General features: G+C 31.2%; 17 protein-coding genes. 5 read left to right on the top strand and 12 right to left on the bottom strand.

The genetic code is table 11. The features are described from left to right. Positions 1 to 12: 12 nt before the first annotated feature. From hemJ to KAR88_RS06295, 4 genes are all read right to left on the bottom strand, one after another. The gene (gene hemJ, locus KAR88_RS06310) at positions 13 to 465 is read right to left on the bottom strand and encodes a protoporphyrinogen oxidase HemJ (protein ID WP_002778272.1); all 453 of its coding nucleotides are present in this window, start codon (positions 463 to 465) and stop codon (positions 13 to 15) included. Further along, positions 449 to 919, bottom strand: a complete 471-nt coding sequence (gene lspA, locus KAR88_RS06305) for a signal peptidase II (protein WP_002778269.1) — start codon at positions 917 to 919, stop codon at positions 449 to 451. Before lspA ends, hemJ begins: the two co-directional genes overlap by 17 nt. Beyond that, entirely contained in the window at positions 912 to 2249 is a 1338-nt protein-coding gene (gene glmM, locus KAR88_RS06300) for a phosphoglucosamine mutase (protein WP_002780681.1), read from the bottom strand. Before glmM ends, lspA begins: the two co-directional genes overlap by 8 nt. A gap of 95 nt (positions 2250 to 2344) precedes the next feature. Next, the gene (locus KAR88_RS06295) at positions 2345 to 3370 is read right to left on the bottom strand and encodes a cytochrome-c peroxidase (protein ID WP_002778252.1); all 1026 of its coding nucleotides are present in this window, start codon (positions 3368 to 3370) and stop codon (positions 2345 to 2347) included. Positions 3371 to 3549: 179 nt separating this feature from the next. Here KAR88_RS06295 and plsY point away from each other — a divergent pair, with 179 nt between their 5' ends. The 5 genes from plsY to KAR88_RS06270 all read left to right on the top strand — a co-directional run bounded on the left by plsY (position 3550) and on the right by KAR88_RS06270 (position 7033). Continuing rightward, complete coding sequence (gene plsY / locus KAR88_RS06290; RefSeq protein WP_002778250.1) at positions 3550 to 4161, top strand: glycerol-3-phosphate 1-O-acyltransferase PlsY; 612 nt, start codon at positions 3550 to 3552, stop codon at positions 4159 to 4161. Continuing rightward, complete coding sequence (locus tag KAR88_RS06285; protein ID WP_002780678.1) at positions 4146 to 4463, top strand: dihydroneopterin aldolase; 318 nt, start codon at positions 4146 to 4148, stop codon at positions 4461 to 4463. The genes plsY and KAR88_RS06285 overlap by 16 nt, the downstream gene beginning before the upstream one ends. A gap of 78 nt (positions 4464 to 4541) precedes the next feature. Beyond that, the gene (gene hsrA / locus KAR88_RS06280; RefSeq protein WP_002778246.1) at positions 4542 to 5213 is read left to right on the top strand and encodes a homeostatic response regulator transcription factor HsrA; all 672 of its coding nucleotides are present in this window, start codon (positions 4542 to 4544) and stop codon (positions 5211 to 5213) included. Between the two features lie 114 nt (positions 5214 to 5327). Continuing rightward, on the top strand, positions 5328 to 5573 hold the full coding sequence (locus KAR88_RS06275) for a YfhL family 4Fe-4S dicluster ferredoxin (RefSeq protein WP_002778244.1): 246 nt from the start codon (positions 5328 to 5330) through the stop codon (positions 5571 to 5573). Further along, a complete protein-coding gene (locus KAR88_RS06270) occupies positions 5573 to 7033 on the top strand; it encodes a Ppx/GppA phosphatase family protein (RefSeq protein WP_002791342.1) in 1461 nt (486 codons plus the stop codon). The genes KAR88_RS06275 and KAR88_RS06270 overlap by 1 nt, the downstream gene beginning before the upstream one ends. Here KAR88_RS06270 and KAR88_RS06265 read toward each other — a convergent pair. The 8 genes from KAR88_RS06265 to KAR88_RS06230 form a co-directional block, all read right to left on the bottom strand. Then, positions 7030 to 7821, bottom strand: a complete 792-nt coding sequence (locus KAR88_RS06265) for a hypothetical protein (protein ID WP_002780673.1) — start codon at positions 7819 to 7821, stop codon at positions 7030 to 7032. The genes KAR88_RS06270 and KAR88_RS06265 overlap by 4 nt on opposite strands. Continuing rightward, complete coding sequence (gene fliN / locus KAR88_RS06260; RefSeq protein WP_002778241.1) at positions 7821 to 8129, bottom strand: flagellar motor switch protein FliN; 309 nt, start codon at positions 8127 to 8129, stop codon at positions 7821 to 7823. The genes KAR88_RS06265 and fliN overlap by 1 nt, the downstream gene beginning before the upstream one ends. Beyond that, the gene (locus KAR88_RS06255) at positions 8129 to 8551 is read right to left on the bottom strand and encodes a chemotaxis protein CheX (RefSeq protein ID WP_002778240.1); all 423 of its coding nucleotides are present in this window, start codon (positions 8549 to 8551) and stop codon (positions 8129 to 8131) included. Before KAR88_RS06255 ends, fliN begins: the two co-directional genes overlap by 1 nt. Before the next feature lie 69 nt (positions 8552 to 8620). Then, entirely contained in the window at positions 8621 to 9370 is a 750-nt protein-coding gene (gene trpA / locus KAR88_RS06250; RefSeq protein WP_002778239.1) for a tryptophan synthase subunit alpha, read from the bottom strand. Next, positions 9363 to 10541 carry a tryptophan synthase subunit beta gene (gene trpB / locus KAR88_RS06245; RefSeq protein ID WP_057037111.1) on the bottom strand — a complete coding sequence of 393 codons (1179 nt, stop codon included), beginning with the start codon at positions 10539 to 10541 and terminating at the stop codon, positions 9363 to 9365. The genes trpA and trpB overlap by 8 nt, the downstream gene beginning before the upstream one ends. Next, positions 10538 to 11137, bottom strand: a complete 600-nt coding sequence (locus KAR88_RS06240; protein WP_002778236.1) for a phosphoribosylanthranilate isomerase — start codon at positions 11135 to 11137, stop codon at positions 10538 to 10540. Before KAR88_RS06240 ends, trpB begins: the two co-directional genes overlap by 4 nt. Continuing rightward, positions 11124 to 12716, bottom strand: coding sequence for an anthranilate phosphoribosyltransferase (gene trpD, locus KAR88_RS06235; protein ID WP_002778234.1), 1593 nt, complete (start codon positions 12714 to 12716; stop codon positions 11124 to 11126). The genes KAR88_RS06240 and trpD overlap by 14 nt, the downstream gene beginning before the upstream one ends. Before the next feature lies 1 nt (position 12717). Continuing rightward, positions 12718 to 13959 (bottom strand): anthranilate synthase component I family protein, encoded by a 1242-nt coding sequence (locus tag KAR88_RS06230; RefSeq protein WP_002778232.1) that lies wholly within the window; start codon positions 13957 to 13959, stop codon positions 12718 to 12720. Positions 13960 to 14037: the final 78 nt, after the last annotated feature.

Below are 14037 nucleotides of genomic sequence, written 5' to 3'. Positions count from 1 at the left end.
TAGAAATGAAAATTAAAACGGACGAATCACCATCATTAAAGCAATGATAATAAACATTAAAGTAGGAAATTCATTATAAATTCTAAAATATCTTCCGCTTTTTGTAGAAGTATCATTCGCCAAAGCTTTTAAGCAAAAATAATTATGTATATGAAAAATGATTAAAAGCGTAGCACAGGTAAGTTTTGCATGCATAAAGCCAGAACCCACCATCAAAACTTCTTTATGAGCATGTAACATTAAACTCCCACTAATAACCGTTGCTATCATCGCTGGATTTTGTATACCAAAATAAAGTCTTCTTTCTTGTATCTTTACAACATCAACAAAACCTTTATTGTTTTTATTTTCTGCATGATATACAAACAAACGAGGCAAATAAAAAAGTCCTGCCATCCAAGAAACAAATGCTAAATAATGCACCCATTTAATCCAAGAATAATACTCATTAATCCATTCTGTCATTTTTTTCCTTTTTTATAAAAATTTCTTTTATTAAGATTAAGGCAACGCTTATGTTTATCATCACATCTGCTACATTAAAAATAGCAAAATGAAACCATTTATGCCAAAAAAACATATCCACTACTCCCCCGTGTATAAAACGGTCAAGCAAATTCGAACACCCCGCCCCTAGCATCATACCAAAAGCCACTAAATGTTCTCTTAAGAATTGTTTTTGCCACAAAAGGTATATAACAAGCGCCAATATCAAGGCTAAATGTAAATATTTTAAATAATGCTCTAAAAAACTAAACATAGAAAAAGCAACTCCTGTGTTTAGAGCATAAGTTAAATCCAAATACTCACTTTGCCAACGCAAACCCGATAAAGTTAAAGATTTTACCCACTGATCAAAAGCAAAAACTGCAATAAAAACTAAAATGAAGATCAAGATAGTTTTATATCTTTTAACCATTTAATGCTTTCTTGAAAAATTCAACTACATTTTTCATTTCTTTTTCTAAAATTTTAGCATCTTTAGCTTCTAGTAAAAGTCTGATCAAATTTTCTGTTCCAGAATAGCGAAATAACACATTAATATTTTTATTTTCCAAATCTTGTTTTAATTCCTTCAAACCTTTAATTTTATCCAAATCTTTTTTTTCTGAAATTTTAAGATTGGTTAAAAGTTGAGGATAAGGTTTGATTTGTCCTAAAATAGTACTTGCGGACTTTTTCTTGCAAAGCATCAAAGCACTAAATTGCAAAGCTGCTATAAGACCATCGCCTGTTTTTGCATAATCGCTAAAAATAATATGCCCACTTTGCTCTCCGCCAAAGTTTCCACCCCTAACTTTTAATTTCTCAAGTACATATTTATCGCCTACATTACAAGTATCGAGCTCTATACCATGTCCATTTAAAAATTCTTTCAAAGCCCCATTGCTCATGATAGTAGCTACCACACTGGATTTTAATTTGCCCTGTTCTTTTAAGAAAAGAGCTAAAACTCCAAGCAGGCTATCTCCATTTGCTACTTCACCCTTTTCATCTACCACTACCAAACGATCCGCATCTCCATCAAAAGCAAAACCAACATCTGCACGCAAACGCTTTACTTCAGCGGCTAAATTTGAAGGATACAAGGCTCCACAATTTTCATTGATATTAAGCCCATTAGGTTTATCACTCATCACTATAACTTCAGCTCCCAGTTCTTTAAAAACAGTCGGAGCTACCTTATAAGCCGCTCCATGAGCTACATCTAAAACTACACGCAATGATTTTAGAGTTAAATCCTTAGGGAAGGAATTCTTAATAGAAACAATATATCTTCCTATAACATCATCAATTCTTTTAGCCTGGCCAATTTTCTCCATATCAACTTTAGAGCTTTGGATAAGCTTATCATCATAATAAATTTCTTCAATCTTTTTTTCTATATCTTCGCTAAGCTTATTCCCATGTGCATCAAAAAATTTAATCCCGTTATCATAATAAGGATTGTGTGAAGCTGAAATCATAATACCCGCATCACAACGCATATCTTCAGTTAAAAATGCAATTGCAGGTGTTGGCATAGGGCCTATTTGTATCACATTATATCCTATAGAAGTAAGACCTGAAACAATAGCATTTTCTATCATATAACCACTTCTTCTTGTATCTTTACCTACTAAAATATTATTTGTAACACTCTTATCTTTAAAATAAATTCCAGCGGCCATAGCAAGACGCATAGCTAAAAAACTATCTAAAAATTCGCCCGCTTTTCCACGAACGCCATCTGTCCCAAAAAGTTTCATCATTAAACCTTTCTCAATGAAATTCTAGAAATTATAGCAAAGCTAGGATAAAGAAATTTAAACAAACCCTAAAAAGATTTAGGGTTTGATAAGCCTTATAGTTCAGGCTTTGGAGTTTTTTCTGTAGAAACAGGGAGTTGAGGATAAACCACTGCTGGTTTAGTTCCAGTTAAAGATTTTAAGAAAGTTTCTATACTTTTTGCCTCTTTATCAGAAATTTGAATGCCAAGTTGCACACTACCCATTTCTTTAATTGCATCGGTTAATTTCCATATCGCACCATTGTGGAAATATGGAGCTGTCTCAACTACATTTCTTAAAGTTGGAGTTTTAACCATGCCATTTTCATCTCCTTTAAAATCACCCAAATTTGCAAATTTATACTTACCTGCAACCTCAAATGCTTGCATATTTCCACCTAAATTCACACCATTATGACAAGCTACACAACCTTTGTCAATGAAAAGTTTTAAACCTTTTTGCTCCTCTTTAGTTAAAGCTTTTTCATCTCCATTTAAGAAATTATCAAAGCGAGATGGAGTGATTAAAGTTCTTTCAAAATTTGCTATCGCATCAGCAATATTGTCAAAATTCACACCGCTTTTGCCATAAATTTTCTTAAATTCTTTAACATATTCAGGTAAAGAAGCGATTTTTTCTACAGCTAATTTTGCTGGAGTTGCCATTTCAGCTTCAGATTCAATAGGTCCTTTGGCCTGATCCGCTAAAGTTCCTGCACGCCCATCCCAAAATTGAGTCGTGTTTAAAACAGCATTATATACAGTTGGGGAATTTAAATGATGAGGGTTTGCAGTCCATTTATGTCCCACTGCCGCACTAATACCATCAGCTCCACCAAGTCCTAGATTGTGACAGGTATTACATGAAATAATTCCACTTTTTGAAAGGCGAGGCTCAAAATAAAGTTTTTTACCAAGCTCAACTTTATCAAGAGTAAATTCAGTAGCCTTTACTCCATTTGCTTTCAAAATCTCATCCACGCCTTTTTGATCTTTTGGTAAGGCAACTAAACCTGAATTTTTAGCCTCTTCTATAAGACTTTGAGCATTTAAACTTGAAAAAGCAACTAATGATGCAATCAATAACGATTTGACTTTCATTTACAAACTCCTTTACTTTTAGATATAAACTTAAACTAAAATAATATAGCTTTATTACTTAAATATTTATAAAAATTATTAAATAATATTAATAATTAATTAATACAAAATATATCCTATTTTTTTGATTTATTTATTTTTTTTGCATATAATGCTTCAATTATTTCTTAAGGTTAATAATGGAAAATTTAATCATTTATGCAATTGCTTATCTTTTAGGCTCTATTCCTTTTGGTTTAATTTTAGCCAAGCAATTTGCTCAAATCAATATACAAAATCAAGGCTCAAAAAGTATAGGCGCAACCAATGTATTAAGGGTTGTTAAAGAAAAAGATCCAGCTTTAGCTAAAAAACTTGCAATCGCTACTATTGTTTTAGACTTTGCAAAAGCAACTATACCCTTACTCGTACTTAAATTTTTAAATTATGATTTAAATTTACTTTGGACTGTCGCAGTTTTAACGGTATTTGGACATTGCTTTTCCATCTATCTTTTATTTGAAGGCGGCAAAGGGGTTGCAACTGGAGCGGGTGCTATGATAGTACTTTTACCTTTGGAACTCATAACAGCATTTATAGTTTGGTTTATCGTGGGTAAAATTTTTAAAATTTCATCCTTAGCGTCTTTATTGGCTTTATTAGTTTTTATAGGAAGTTCTTTTATCTTTAATTATGATATGCAAACTATAAAAACGCATGCACCTGTATTTATTATAGCTTTTATAATCATTTATAAACACTTACCCAATATCAAAAGATTGGTTTTTAAAGAAGAATGCAAAGTCATATAAATATCAAAATGCAGTTTAAATGCATTATAGGAATATTAAAATTTGAACGCAAGAAAAAACAAAAGGTTTGTATTTATCTTACAGCTAAAGCAAATGATTTTTTAGATTATGCCAAGGTATCAAAAAAAATCAAAAAATACTATAAAAAAGAACAATTTCTTACCCTAGAAGAATCTTTAGAATTTGTTTGTGCGAAATTACATAGAAAATTTCCGCAAATTTACTATATTAAAATCAAAACTTATAAACCTGAAATAATCAAAAATGCAAGAGTTGGTGTAAAATTAAAAAAATTTTATTAAATTTTGTTTAAAGATATCTAAACATTTACTTAAACTATGTTATACTTTTTTAAAAATTTCTTAATGAAGGATATAATGATGAGGATTTTAGTTATAGAGGATGAGATTAGCCTTAATAAAACTATTATAGATAATCTTAATGAATTTGGTTATCAAACTGACTCTTCAGAAAATTTCAAAGACGGTGAATATTTTATCGGTATAAGACACTACGACTTAGTACTTGCAAGCTGGAATTTGCCTGATGGCGATGGTGCAGAACTTGTCAATACAATTAAGCATAAGTCTCCAAGAACTTCTGTGATGATCATGTCTGCAAAAGCAGATAAAGATACAGAAATTAAAGCACTCAAAGCTGGAGCAGATGATTTTGTAAAAAAACCTTTAGATTTTGATATTTTATTGGCCAGAATAGAAGCAAGACTTAGACTTGGTGGTACAAATGTAATCAAAATAGAAGATTTAGTTATTGACCCTGATGAAGAGAAAATAACCTATAAAGGCCAAGATATAGAACTTAAAGGAAAGCCTTTTGAAGTTTTAACTCATTTAGCAAGACATTCAGATCAAATTGTATCTAAAGAACAACTTTTAGATGCTATTTGGGAAGAACCTGAACTTGTTACGCCTAATGTAATTGAAGTAGCGATCAATCAAATACGCCAAAAAATGGATAAACCTTTAAATATCTCTACTATAGAAACTGTTAGACGCAGAGGATATCGCTTCTGTTTTCCTAAAAAATCCTAAGCATTTTGCACCCTTTGGTGCAAAATTTTTATCTTTATATTTATTTTTTATATTTTATTTAAGTTTTGTTATTGTATAAACTAAAAATTATTTTTAAAATTTTGAAAGGTGATAATGGCTCTTTTGATTACTAAAGATTGCGTATGTTGTGATGCTTGTAGAGAAGAGTGTCCGGATGAGGCTATTTATGAACATAGTCCTATCTATGTGATTGATGCTGATCTTTGTTCAGAGTGTGTTAATGATTTTTCAGAACCTGCTTGTATAGTGGCATGTCCTTATGAATGTATCATACCTGATCCTGATAATGTTGAAAGCATAGAAGAGTTAAAATTAAAAAATCGTAATAGAGAATTTTAATGGCAAAAAAAACCGCTGTTGTAGACTTAGGATCAAATTCCATTAGAATGGTGGTTTTTGAAAAAACTTCGAGATATAGTTTTTATACTACTTGTGAATACAAACGCAAAGTTAGACTTGGAGAAAATGCTTATAACAATGGCAAAATTCTTCAAGAAGACTCTATGCAAAGGGCTGAAAATGCTCTAGCTTTTTTTAAACAATGTGCGCTCAAACACAAATGTAAAAAAATATTCATTATAGGTACTTCAGCTTTAAGAGATGCTCCAAATTCTAAAGATTTTATTAAAAGAATTAAAGATAAGCTAAACTTAAATATTCGATGTATTGATGGAAAAAACGAAAGTTATCTTGGCGGTCTTGCAACCTTAAATTTATTAAGTCCTTTTAAAGATGGCACCACACTTGACATAGGTGGAGGTTCAAGCGAACTTTGTCTTATAAAAAACAATAAAATCATCTCTTGTATTTCATTAGACTTAGGAACGGTTAGATTAAAAGAATTGTTCTATGATAAAGGTAAAGCAGATGCTTTAGATGATTTTATCAAACCCATTTTAGAACAAATCCCTTCTGAATTTTGCAATCAAAATCTCATTGCAATAGGTGGAAGTTTAAGAGCCATTTCAAATTCCATTATGCAAAAAAACTCTTATCCCTTAAAAAATATACATGATTTTAGATATATGCTCGAAGATGAAAAAGAGCATATCTTGAAGATTTTTAACTCTAAAGCAGATGCATTGATTAATTTTGGTATCAAAAAAGATCGTTTTGATACTATTAAAGAGGGTATTTTTATCTTTCTAAAAATAGCAGAAAAACTCAAAGCCAAACAAATCATTACTAGCGGGGTAGGCATTCGCGAGGGTGTGTACTTGCAAGATTTGCTACGCCCTAAACACACTTTTCCTGTAAATTTTAACCCTAGTTTAAAATCTCTACAAGATAGATTTCTTCAAGGAAATATAAACAACAAAACACCTTATTTTTCTATACAAATTTTTAAAGTCTTACAGGGTCTTCATAAAATCCATGAAAAATATCAACAAAGCCTATTAAATGCCGCAAAACTTTGTCATTTGGGTGAATATTTGAATTTTTACTTTGCTAATGAACACTCTGCATATTTTATTTTAAATGGATTAAATTATGGCTTTTCACACCAAGAAAAAGTGTTGATTGCAACTCTTATTAAATTAAATGGCAAGAAGGTAAATCCTTATAATCTTGAGCCCTATAGACAGCTTTTGCCAAACACGCATATCATTTCTTGGTTGAATTTTATTCTTAGCTTAGCTAAAATACTAAGCACAAATGAAAATAAAATCGAAATTGCTTTTGCCAACAATACACTTTATATTTATAGTGAGTCAAAAATTCTTGATCTACCTAAAGATGAACTGAAAAAAATCACCAAACCAGCCACGATAGCCTTAGCTATCAATCAAAAGCCTTAAGATTTTTTATTCTTTTGGCGTTGCTCTATAAGACTTTGGATACGCTTTTTATTCTCTTCAAAGAAAGAATCAAAATTTTTTTCAGATTTTTCTGTAACCTTTGGCTCATAATCTGGAATTTCAATCTCTTCTAATACAATATTAGAATTGCCCACTATCATAGTATAACGCTTGCTTGCGTATTCAAAAACTATCAATTGATTATTTTTATCTAAAAATCTTTGAAATACCATACGAAAATCTCTAGAAACACCCGTATTTTTAAAAGCTAAAGTTCTCTTAAGCCACCAAAGCACTATAAGCAAGACAAATAAAACCAGCATTACTAAAATGTAATTTGTATAATCATAGCCTTCTAAGCTTGTCTTTTTAGAATTTAAAATCGGCTCTTCATTTGTACTTAAATTGCTTTGTTCAGGATTTATGCTTTCTTTACCTTGCTGAACCGCTCTTATCCTAACTCCAAATTTATCATTAATAGAGCTTAATTCTAAGGAGATTGGCTCTTTGTTCTGTAGCATGATATATGTATTATTATCTTTAGAACTGATACTGATCTTATCCACAAGTCCTGAATTTAAACTTTTGAGTTCTTCTTTGCTGTATTTTAAATCACTCAAGGTTAAAAGAGTAAGATTTTTTTCTTTTTTCTGAGAAATTTTACCCCCATAAGCACTATCAAAAGATAGCATTAAATCTACTCTATCATTTCTATCGTAAATATTATAACTGATTAATTCTACAGCAAAAAGGGGCAGTGCGAGTATGCTCAATAATAAAACTTTCATTAAATTTCTTTTTTGAAATATTGAAGTACGGTTTTAGAATCTAGAATTTCATTAATTCTAATTGCTAAATTTTTCTCATAAACCATAACTTCGCCCTTACCAAAGATGCGCTTATTGATATACAATTCAACACTTTCCCCAGCAGGTTTTTCAAGATCGATAACCGAACCTACTTCAAGTTTTAAAAGTTCAGCTACACTCATATTGGTAGTGCCAAGCTCACTAACAAAATCTACTGTGATATCTAAGATATCTTCATAAGACTGCAAAAGTCCGTGACGATCTCCAAAATCAATGTCACTGCCCATTATTTACAATATCCTATTCTAAAATAATGATTTTCAAAGCTATAAGTTAAAGATTCATCTAATATAATAGATGAAAAATCAACCCTACCTAAATACTCTGGTATGCCAAGTTTATACTCATCATCTCCCTTAGCATCATTGAGTAAATTTTTTGCATAGCCTATGATTTGATTGGCGCATTCTTTACTTAAATCACACCAATCATCTTCTTTAAATTTTTCATCACGAACTAAAACATTAGCAATTGTTTGTAGAAATTCTTTTGGAAAAAATAAATAAAAATGATATTCTCTACCACTTTTTTCCATTACAGGAATACTGGCTCCATAAAGTTCACCTACTATATCTTCAGCCTTTTCGATATGAAGTCTTAGGATATGTTCAAAAAAATGTGTTATTGAATATTCAAGAACTTTCAACATAATATCACCTTTATAAAAAACTTAATTAAAAATTATAGTAAATATAAAATAAAAATATGTTTTAAAAAATTATTTTTCAAAAATTTCTTCTACACCTTTTAAAATTTGATTTACATCATTGCTTGCAAAAAGCTTTACTATATTCGTTCCTACTATCACTCCATCGGCTAGTTTACGCATATTTCTTACATCTGTGTTATTTTTTACCCCAAAACCAACATAAATAGGCAGTTGTGTGAAAGATCGGATTTCTTGTATTTTTTCTTGCAAAAGTTTATTATCCGCACTTTGTCCTCCTGTTATGCCTACACTAGCAAGTAAATAAATAAAACCCTTAGCATTTTTTACAAGTTCTTTAACACGCTCTTTAGGAGTTGTAATGCTTACAAGAGTAATCAAAGCTATGTCATACTTTTGACATTCTTTATACAAAGGCTTACTTTCTTCATAACTTAGCTCAGGAACTATCAAAGCAGAAATTCCCAAAGCCTTGGCTTTTTTAACAAAATTTTCTAAGCCGTAGGAAAAAATTAAATTATAATACACCATAAAAACAAGGGCTTTTTTTGTTTTTATTTTGGCTAAAAGCTCAAATATTTTATGAATGTCTGCGCCTTGTTCTAAGGCAATTTTTGCAGCATTGGCGATGATCTCACCATCAGCAATAGGATCACTATATGCGATTCCTAATTCCAAAACATCGATCGAACTTTCATCCAAACGCTTTAAAAACTCTTCACTAATTTTTAAATTTGGATAGCCTAAAACCATATAAGCTACATTTGCCTTATCCTTGTAAAATTTTGTAAAATCAACCATAAATTGTTCCTTTTTTATATTCTCTAATCGTTTGCATATCTTTATCGCCTCTACCTGATAAATTAACCACTATCACGCTCTTTTTGTTTAACTTAGGACAAAGTTTTTCCAAAAATGCCAAAGCATGAGAACTCTCAATAGCAGGGATAATCCCCTCTTCCTTACAAAGCATTTTTAAAGCCATCATGCATTCTTCATCGGTAATGGCATAATATTTTGCCCTACCGCTTTGAGATAAAAAAGCATGCAAAGGACCAATTCCTGGATAATCAAGTCCTGCAGAAACACTATGCACAGGTAAGATGTTTCCTAATTCATCTTGCAAAACCTTCGTTTTCATACCATGGATAATACCTGTTTTTCCCTTGGTTAAAGTTGCTGCATGATAAAGGGTGTCAACACCCAATCCCCCTGCTTCAATTCCAATAAGATTTACACTCTCATCTTTGATAAATTCGTAAAAAATTCCACCCGCATTACTTCCACCTCCTACTGCAGCGATGATATAATCTACTTTTTTACCTAATTTTTTAAGTTGACTTTTGCATTCTTTTCCTATAACACTTTGAAAATGTGTAACCATTTTAGGATAAGGATAAGGCCCTACAGCACTTCCAACTACATAAAAAAGATTTTTAATATCCCCCACCCAAGCTTGGATAGCAGCAGTTGTAGCTTCTTTTAAGGTTTTAAGTCCACTTTGTATAGCATTAACCTTAGCTCCTAAAAGCTCCATTTTATAAACATTTAAAGCTTGTCGTTGCACATCAGTCGCTCCCATGTAAATTTCACACTCAAGTCCTAAAAGTGCTGCAGCAGTAGCAGTTGCTAATCCATGCTGCCCTGCCCCTGTTTCGGCAATGATTTTTTTCTTACCCATTTTTTTTGCTAAAAGTGCTTGAGCTATAGCATTGTTGATTTTATGTGCTCCTGTATGGTTTAAATCTTCACGCTTAAAATAAATTTCATGTCCGTATTTTTTACTTAAATTTCGAGCAAAATAAAGCGGAGTGGGGCGTCCTACATAAGTAGCTAAAAGGCCTTGAAGCTCTTTTTTAAAGGCTTTATCTTGTGCAAATTTTAAAAAAGCATCTTCAAGCTCATTTAAAGCAAACATCGCACTCTCAGGCAAAAACTGCCCACCAAATTCACCATAATACGCCTTTTTCATTTTCTCATCTCCTTTAAAATATACTTGATTTTTTCCACATCTTTTAAATGATTTTCCTTTTCTATCTTTGAATTTAAGTCTATGATTTTTGGTTTTAAACTTAAAGCTTCATTGATATTATGAGTTCCTATGCCTCCTGCTAAGGCAAAATCTTTTTTAAAGTCTTTCAAAAGATCCCAGTTAAAACTTTCCCCATTGCCTCCATGAAATTTTCCCTTAGTATCAAATAAAATTAAATCCGCATAAATATTTTCTTCCAATTCCAAACGATCCCCTACACTTAAAACCTGCCAAACAAAAACTCCACTTTCTTTTAAGGTTTTAAACTCAAATTCACTGATTTTTCTATGAATTTGCACTCCATCAAGCTTTGCTTGTTTGATTGCTTTTAAAATAAATTCCAAATTTTCATCGACAAAAACTCCTACACTCTTTTTAAATCCCGCATGGATGATATCGCTTAAATTCATTGCTTGTTCTAAACTAAGCTGTCTAGGGCTTTTTGCAAAAATAAGCCCCATGAAATCGACATTTAATTCAGCGATTTCCTTGGCATTATTTTCATCCTTAATGCCACAAATTTTAAGCTTTGTCATTTAGACTCCTAAAATACTCCATCACCTTGCCAGAATATATAGCCTCTAAAATAATATCTTTTGCTTTTAAAGGTGTTGAAACTTTGTTGGCTGTATAAAGTGCGAACATAGAATTTAAAACCACGATATCAAATTTAGCCCCTTGTATTTTTCCACTTAAGATATCTTTTAAATCCTTAGCATTTTCATAAGCATTGCCACCCATAATCTCACTATGAAAAGCTCGCTTAAAACCAAATTGTTCGGGTGTAACGCCGTATTCATAAATTTCACCCTCTCTTACTTCAAAAATCTTTGTTTCATCGCAAATACTGATCTCATCCATGCCATCATTGCCACGCACCACCAAAGCTCTTTTTCGTCCTAGTGATCTTAAAACTTCAGCCAAAAGCTTATGCACAGGTGCATGATAATTTCCCATCATTTGATATTTAAGCTTTAAATTAGGATGAAGTAAAGGTCCTAAAACATTAAATACAGTTCTTATGCCAAGCTTTGCCCTAAGCTCTCTTAGCTCACCTACTAAAGGATGAAAATACGGGGCATGAAAAAAGGCTAAATTTTTATTTTGCAAATCATTTAAAGCACATTCTAAATTATCAGGAATTTTTACATCTAAAGCATCTAAAACATCGGTGCTTCCACTTGAACTAGAAATCGCTCTGTTTCCATGTTTTGCTACTTTTACCCCCAAAGCTGCTAAAATAAAAGCACTTGCTGTTGAAACATTGATACTTTTAAAATTATCTCCTCCAGTACCACATATATCTATCATATCGCTTTCATCACTAAAGGTTTTAGAATAACGCAAAATTTCACGCACAAGACTGCTTAATGATTTTTGATTGAGGGATTTTTCACTGATTAAAACAAGTAAAGCAGCCGCTTGTAAAGGCTCATAATCCCTGCTCATAATAATCTTGCAAATTTCTGAAAAATCTTCACTTTCTAAATAATGATTTTCACTCATTTTTTGCAAATAAAATCCAAGAGTATGTTTTTTATCCTGAACTGCTTTTTCTTGATTTAAAAAATTAGCAAAAATTTTGATTCCGTATTCGCTAAAATAACTTTCAGGATGAAACTGCACGCCAAAATAAGGTAAAGTTTTATGTTTTATAGCCATGATAACATTATCATCACTCAAAGCCAAAATTTCAAAATCATCGGGCAAATTTTTAACTTCTAAAGAGTGATAACGCATCACACTTACCTCATCTTCAAAATCTTTAAAAATTGTATCTTTATTATAAATTTTAATTAAGGAATTTTTTGCATGCATAGGGTTTTGCAATTTAGCAATTTCGGCCTTAAAACTAAAACCCAAAGCTTGATGTCCTAAGCAAATTCCAAGCGTAGGGATGTTGAGTCGTGATTTAAAAATTTCAAGACACACTCCACTATCTTTTGGGTGTTTTGGACCAGGACTTAAAATGATATAGTTTGGATTTAAAGCTTTGATTTCATCAAGAGTGATTTTATCGTTTCGAACAACTAAAATTTCACCCTTGTATACATTTTCGAGCATGGATTTGATATTGAAAACAAAAGAATCATAATTATCAATTAAAAGTATCATCTTAACTCCTTTTAGCCATTTTTTCAAAACTTACTAATAAAGCTTTACGCTTAGCGCAAATTTCTTCATATTCTTTTTGTGGATCACTTTGTAAAACTATACCCGCTCCACTTGCTATAAAAGCTTTATTTTCTTTAAAAAAAGCCGATCTTATGATAATAGCTAAAACCACATCTTCATTAAAATTTAAAAACCCAACAGCGCCTCCATAAACTCCTCTGTCTAAATTTTCAAGCTCATTGATAATTTCTAAAGCTCTAATCTTTGGGGCACCACTTAAAGTTCCTGCTGGAAAAACCGCTCCTATAATATCAAAAATATTGGCTTGCTTATCCATCGTCGCATAAACTTCACTGACTATATGCATGACAAATTTATTTCTTGTTATACTAAAAAGATTTTCAACTCGCGTATTTGTACCGAATTTAGATGCATCATTTCTAGCTAAATCAACAAGCATTTTATGCTCACTCAATTCTTTTTCATCGCTTAAAAGATCTTTTTCTAATTTTAAAATATCTGAATTTTCATCCAAATTTCGAGTACCTGCTATAGGAGCTAAAAAAATTTCTTTGTTTTTTATTTTCAGTAAAAACTCTGGAGAAGAACCTAACACAACCCCATATTGAGTCGGAAAATAAAACATATAAGCACTAGGATTTAACTCACTTAAAGTTTCATAAAATTCAAAACTATCAAAATTATGCTCTATGCAAAGCTGCTTGCTTAAAACCACTTGAAAAATATCTCCGCTTAAAAGATATTCCTTGGCTTTTTCCACACTTTGGATAAAATCTCTTTTTTCTTCTTGAAAATCCTGCAAGATTTTATATTCGCAAACTTTTTTATCGAAAACAAAATCTTCTTTTAAAAAATCAAAATACTTATTTTCTCCGTATTTAAAAAACATTTTGCTAGTTTTTTCATAAACCAAATAAGCTTTAGCATTGGCAAATAAAAAATTTGGAAAATCATAATTTTTATTTTCATTTGAGGGTAAATTCTCAAACAAAGAAATAAAATTTGCACTAAAAACACCAAAAAATCCAGAATATTTGCAAATTTGCTCCCTTGAAGCATTTTCATAAAATTTCGCCTTTAATTCGCTAAGAGTGATATCCTTAGCATCATAAAAATCGCAATCAATACCTATAATAACCCTAGTAGAATCTTCAGCAAAGTAAGAAGAAGGAAATTCTTTTAAAATTTGCCTATAATATAAATTTGCTTTCATTTCAAGCATAATACAACCTTTATAAAAAATAAAATAAAAAAATATTGAGAAGTTAAAAAAGAAGCTTAGAAGCGCCAAAAACGAAGA

Source organism: Campylobacter sp. JH23 (assembly GCF_017846595.1).
Taxonomy (GTDB): domain Bacteria; phylum Campylobacterota; class Campylobacteria; order Campylobacterales; family Campylobacteraceae; genus Campylobacter_D; species Campylobacter_D coli.
This window is presented reverse-complemented; position numbering and strand designations above follow the sequence as displayed.

Coding starts and splice junctions, on each gene's coding strand:
- trpB (WP_057037111.1), bottom strand. CDS start 10,541: ATGAAAAAGGCGTATTATGGTGAATTTGGTGGGCAGTTTTTGCCTGAG.
- KAR88_RS06295 (WP_002778252.1), bottom strand. CDS start 3,370: ATGAAAGTCAAATCGTTATTGATTGCATCATTAGTTGCTTTTTCAAGT.
- glmM (WP_002780681.1), bottom strand. CDS start 2,249: ATGAAACTTTTTGGGACAGATGGCGTTCGTGGAAAAGCGGGCGAATTT.
- hemJ (WP_002778272.1), bottom strand. CDS start 465: ATGACAGAATGGATTAATGAGTATTATTCTTGGATTAAATGGGTGCAT.
- KAR88_RS06230 (WP_002778232.1), bottom strand. CDS start 13,959: ATGCTTGAAATGAAAGCAAATTTATATTATAGGCAAATTTTAAAAGAA.
- KAR88_RS06270 (WP_002791342.1), top strand. CDS start 5,573: ATGGCAAAAAAAACCGCTGTTGTAGACTTAGGATCAAATTCCATTAGA.
- KAR88_RS06255 (WP_002778240.1), bottom strand. CDS start 8,551: ATGTTGAAAGTTCTTGAATATTCAATAACACATTTTTTTGAACATATC.
- KAR88_RS06285 (WP_002780678.1), top strand. CDS start 4,146: ATGCAAAGTCATATAAATATCAAAATGCAGTTTAAATGCATTATAGGA.
- fliN (WP_002778241.1), bottom strand. CDS start 8,129: ATGGGCAGTGACATTGATTTTGGAGATCGTCACGGACTTTTGCAGTCT.
- plsY (WP_002778250.1), top strand. CDS start 3,550: ATGGAAAATTTAATCATTTATGCAATTGCTTATCTTTTAGGCTCTATT.
- lspA (WP_002778269.1), bottom strand. CDS start 919: ATGGTTAAAAGATATAAAACTATCTTGATCTTCATTTTAGTTTTTATT.
- trpD (WP_002778234.1), bottom strand. CDS start 12,716: ATGATACTTTTAATTGATAATTATGATTCTTTTGTTTTCAATATCAAA.
- KAR88_RS06275 (WP_002778244.1), top strand. CDS start 5,328: ATGGCTCTTTTGATTACTAAAGATTGCGTATGTTGTGATGCTTGTAGA.
- KAR88_RS06240 (WP_002778236.1), bottom strand. CDS start 11,137: ATGACAAAGCTTAAAATTTGTGGCATTAAGGATGAAAATAATGCCAAG.
- KAR88_RS06265 (WP_002780673.1), bottom strand. CDS start 7,821: ATGAAAGTTTTATTATTGAGCATACTCGCACTGCCCCTTTTTGCTGTA.
- hsrA (WP_002778246.1), top strand. CDS start 4,542: ATGAGGATTTTAGTTATAGAGGATGAGATTAGCCTTAATAAAACTATT.
- trpA (WP_002778239.1), bottom strand. CDS start 9,370: ATGGTTGATTTTACAAAATTTTACAAGGATAAGGCAAATGTAGCTTAT.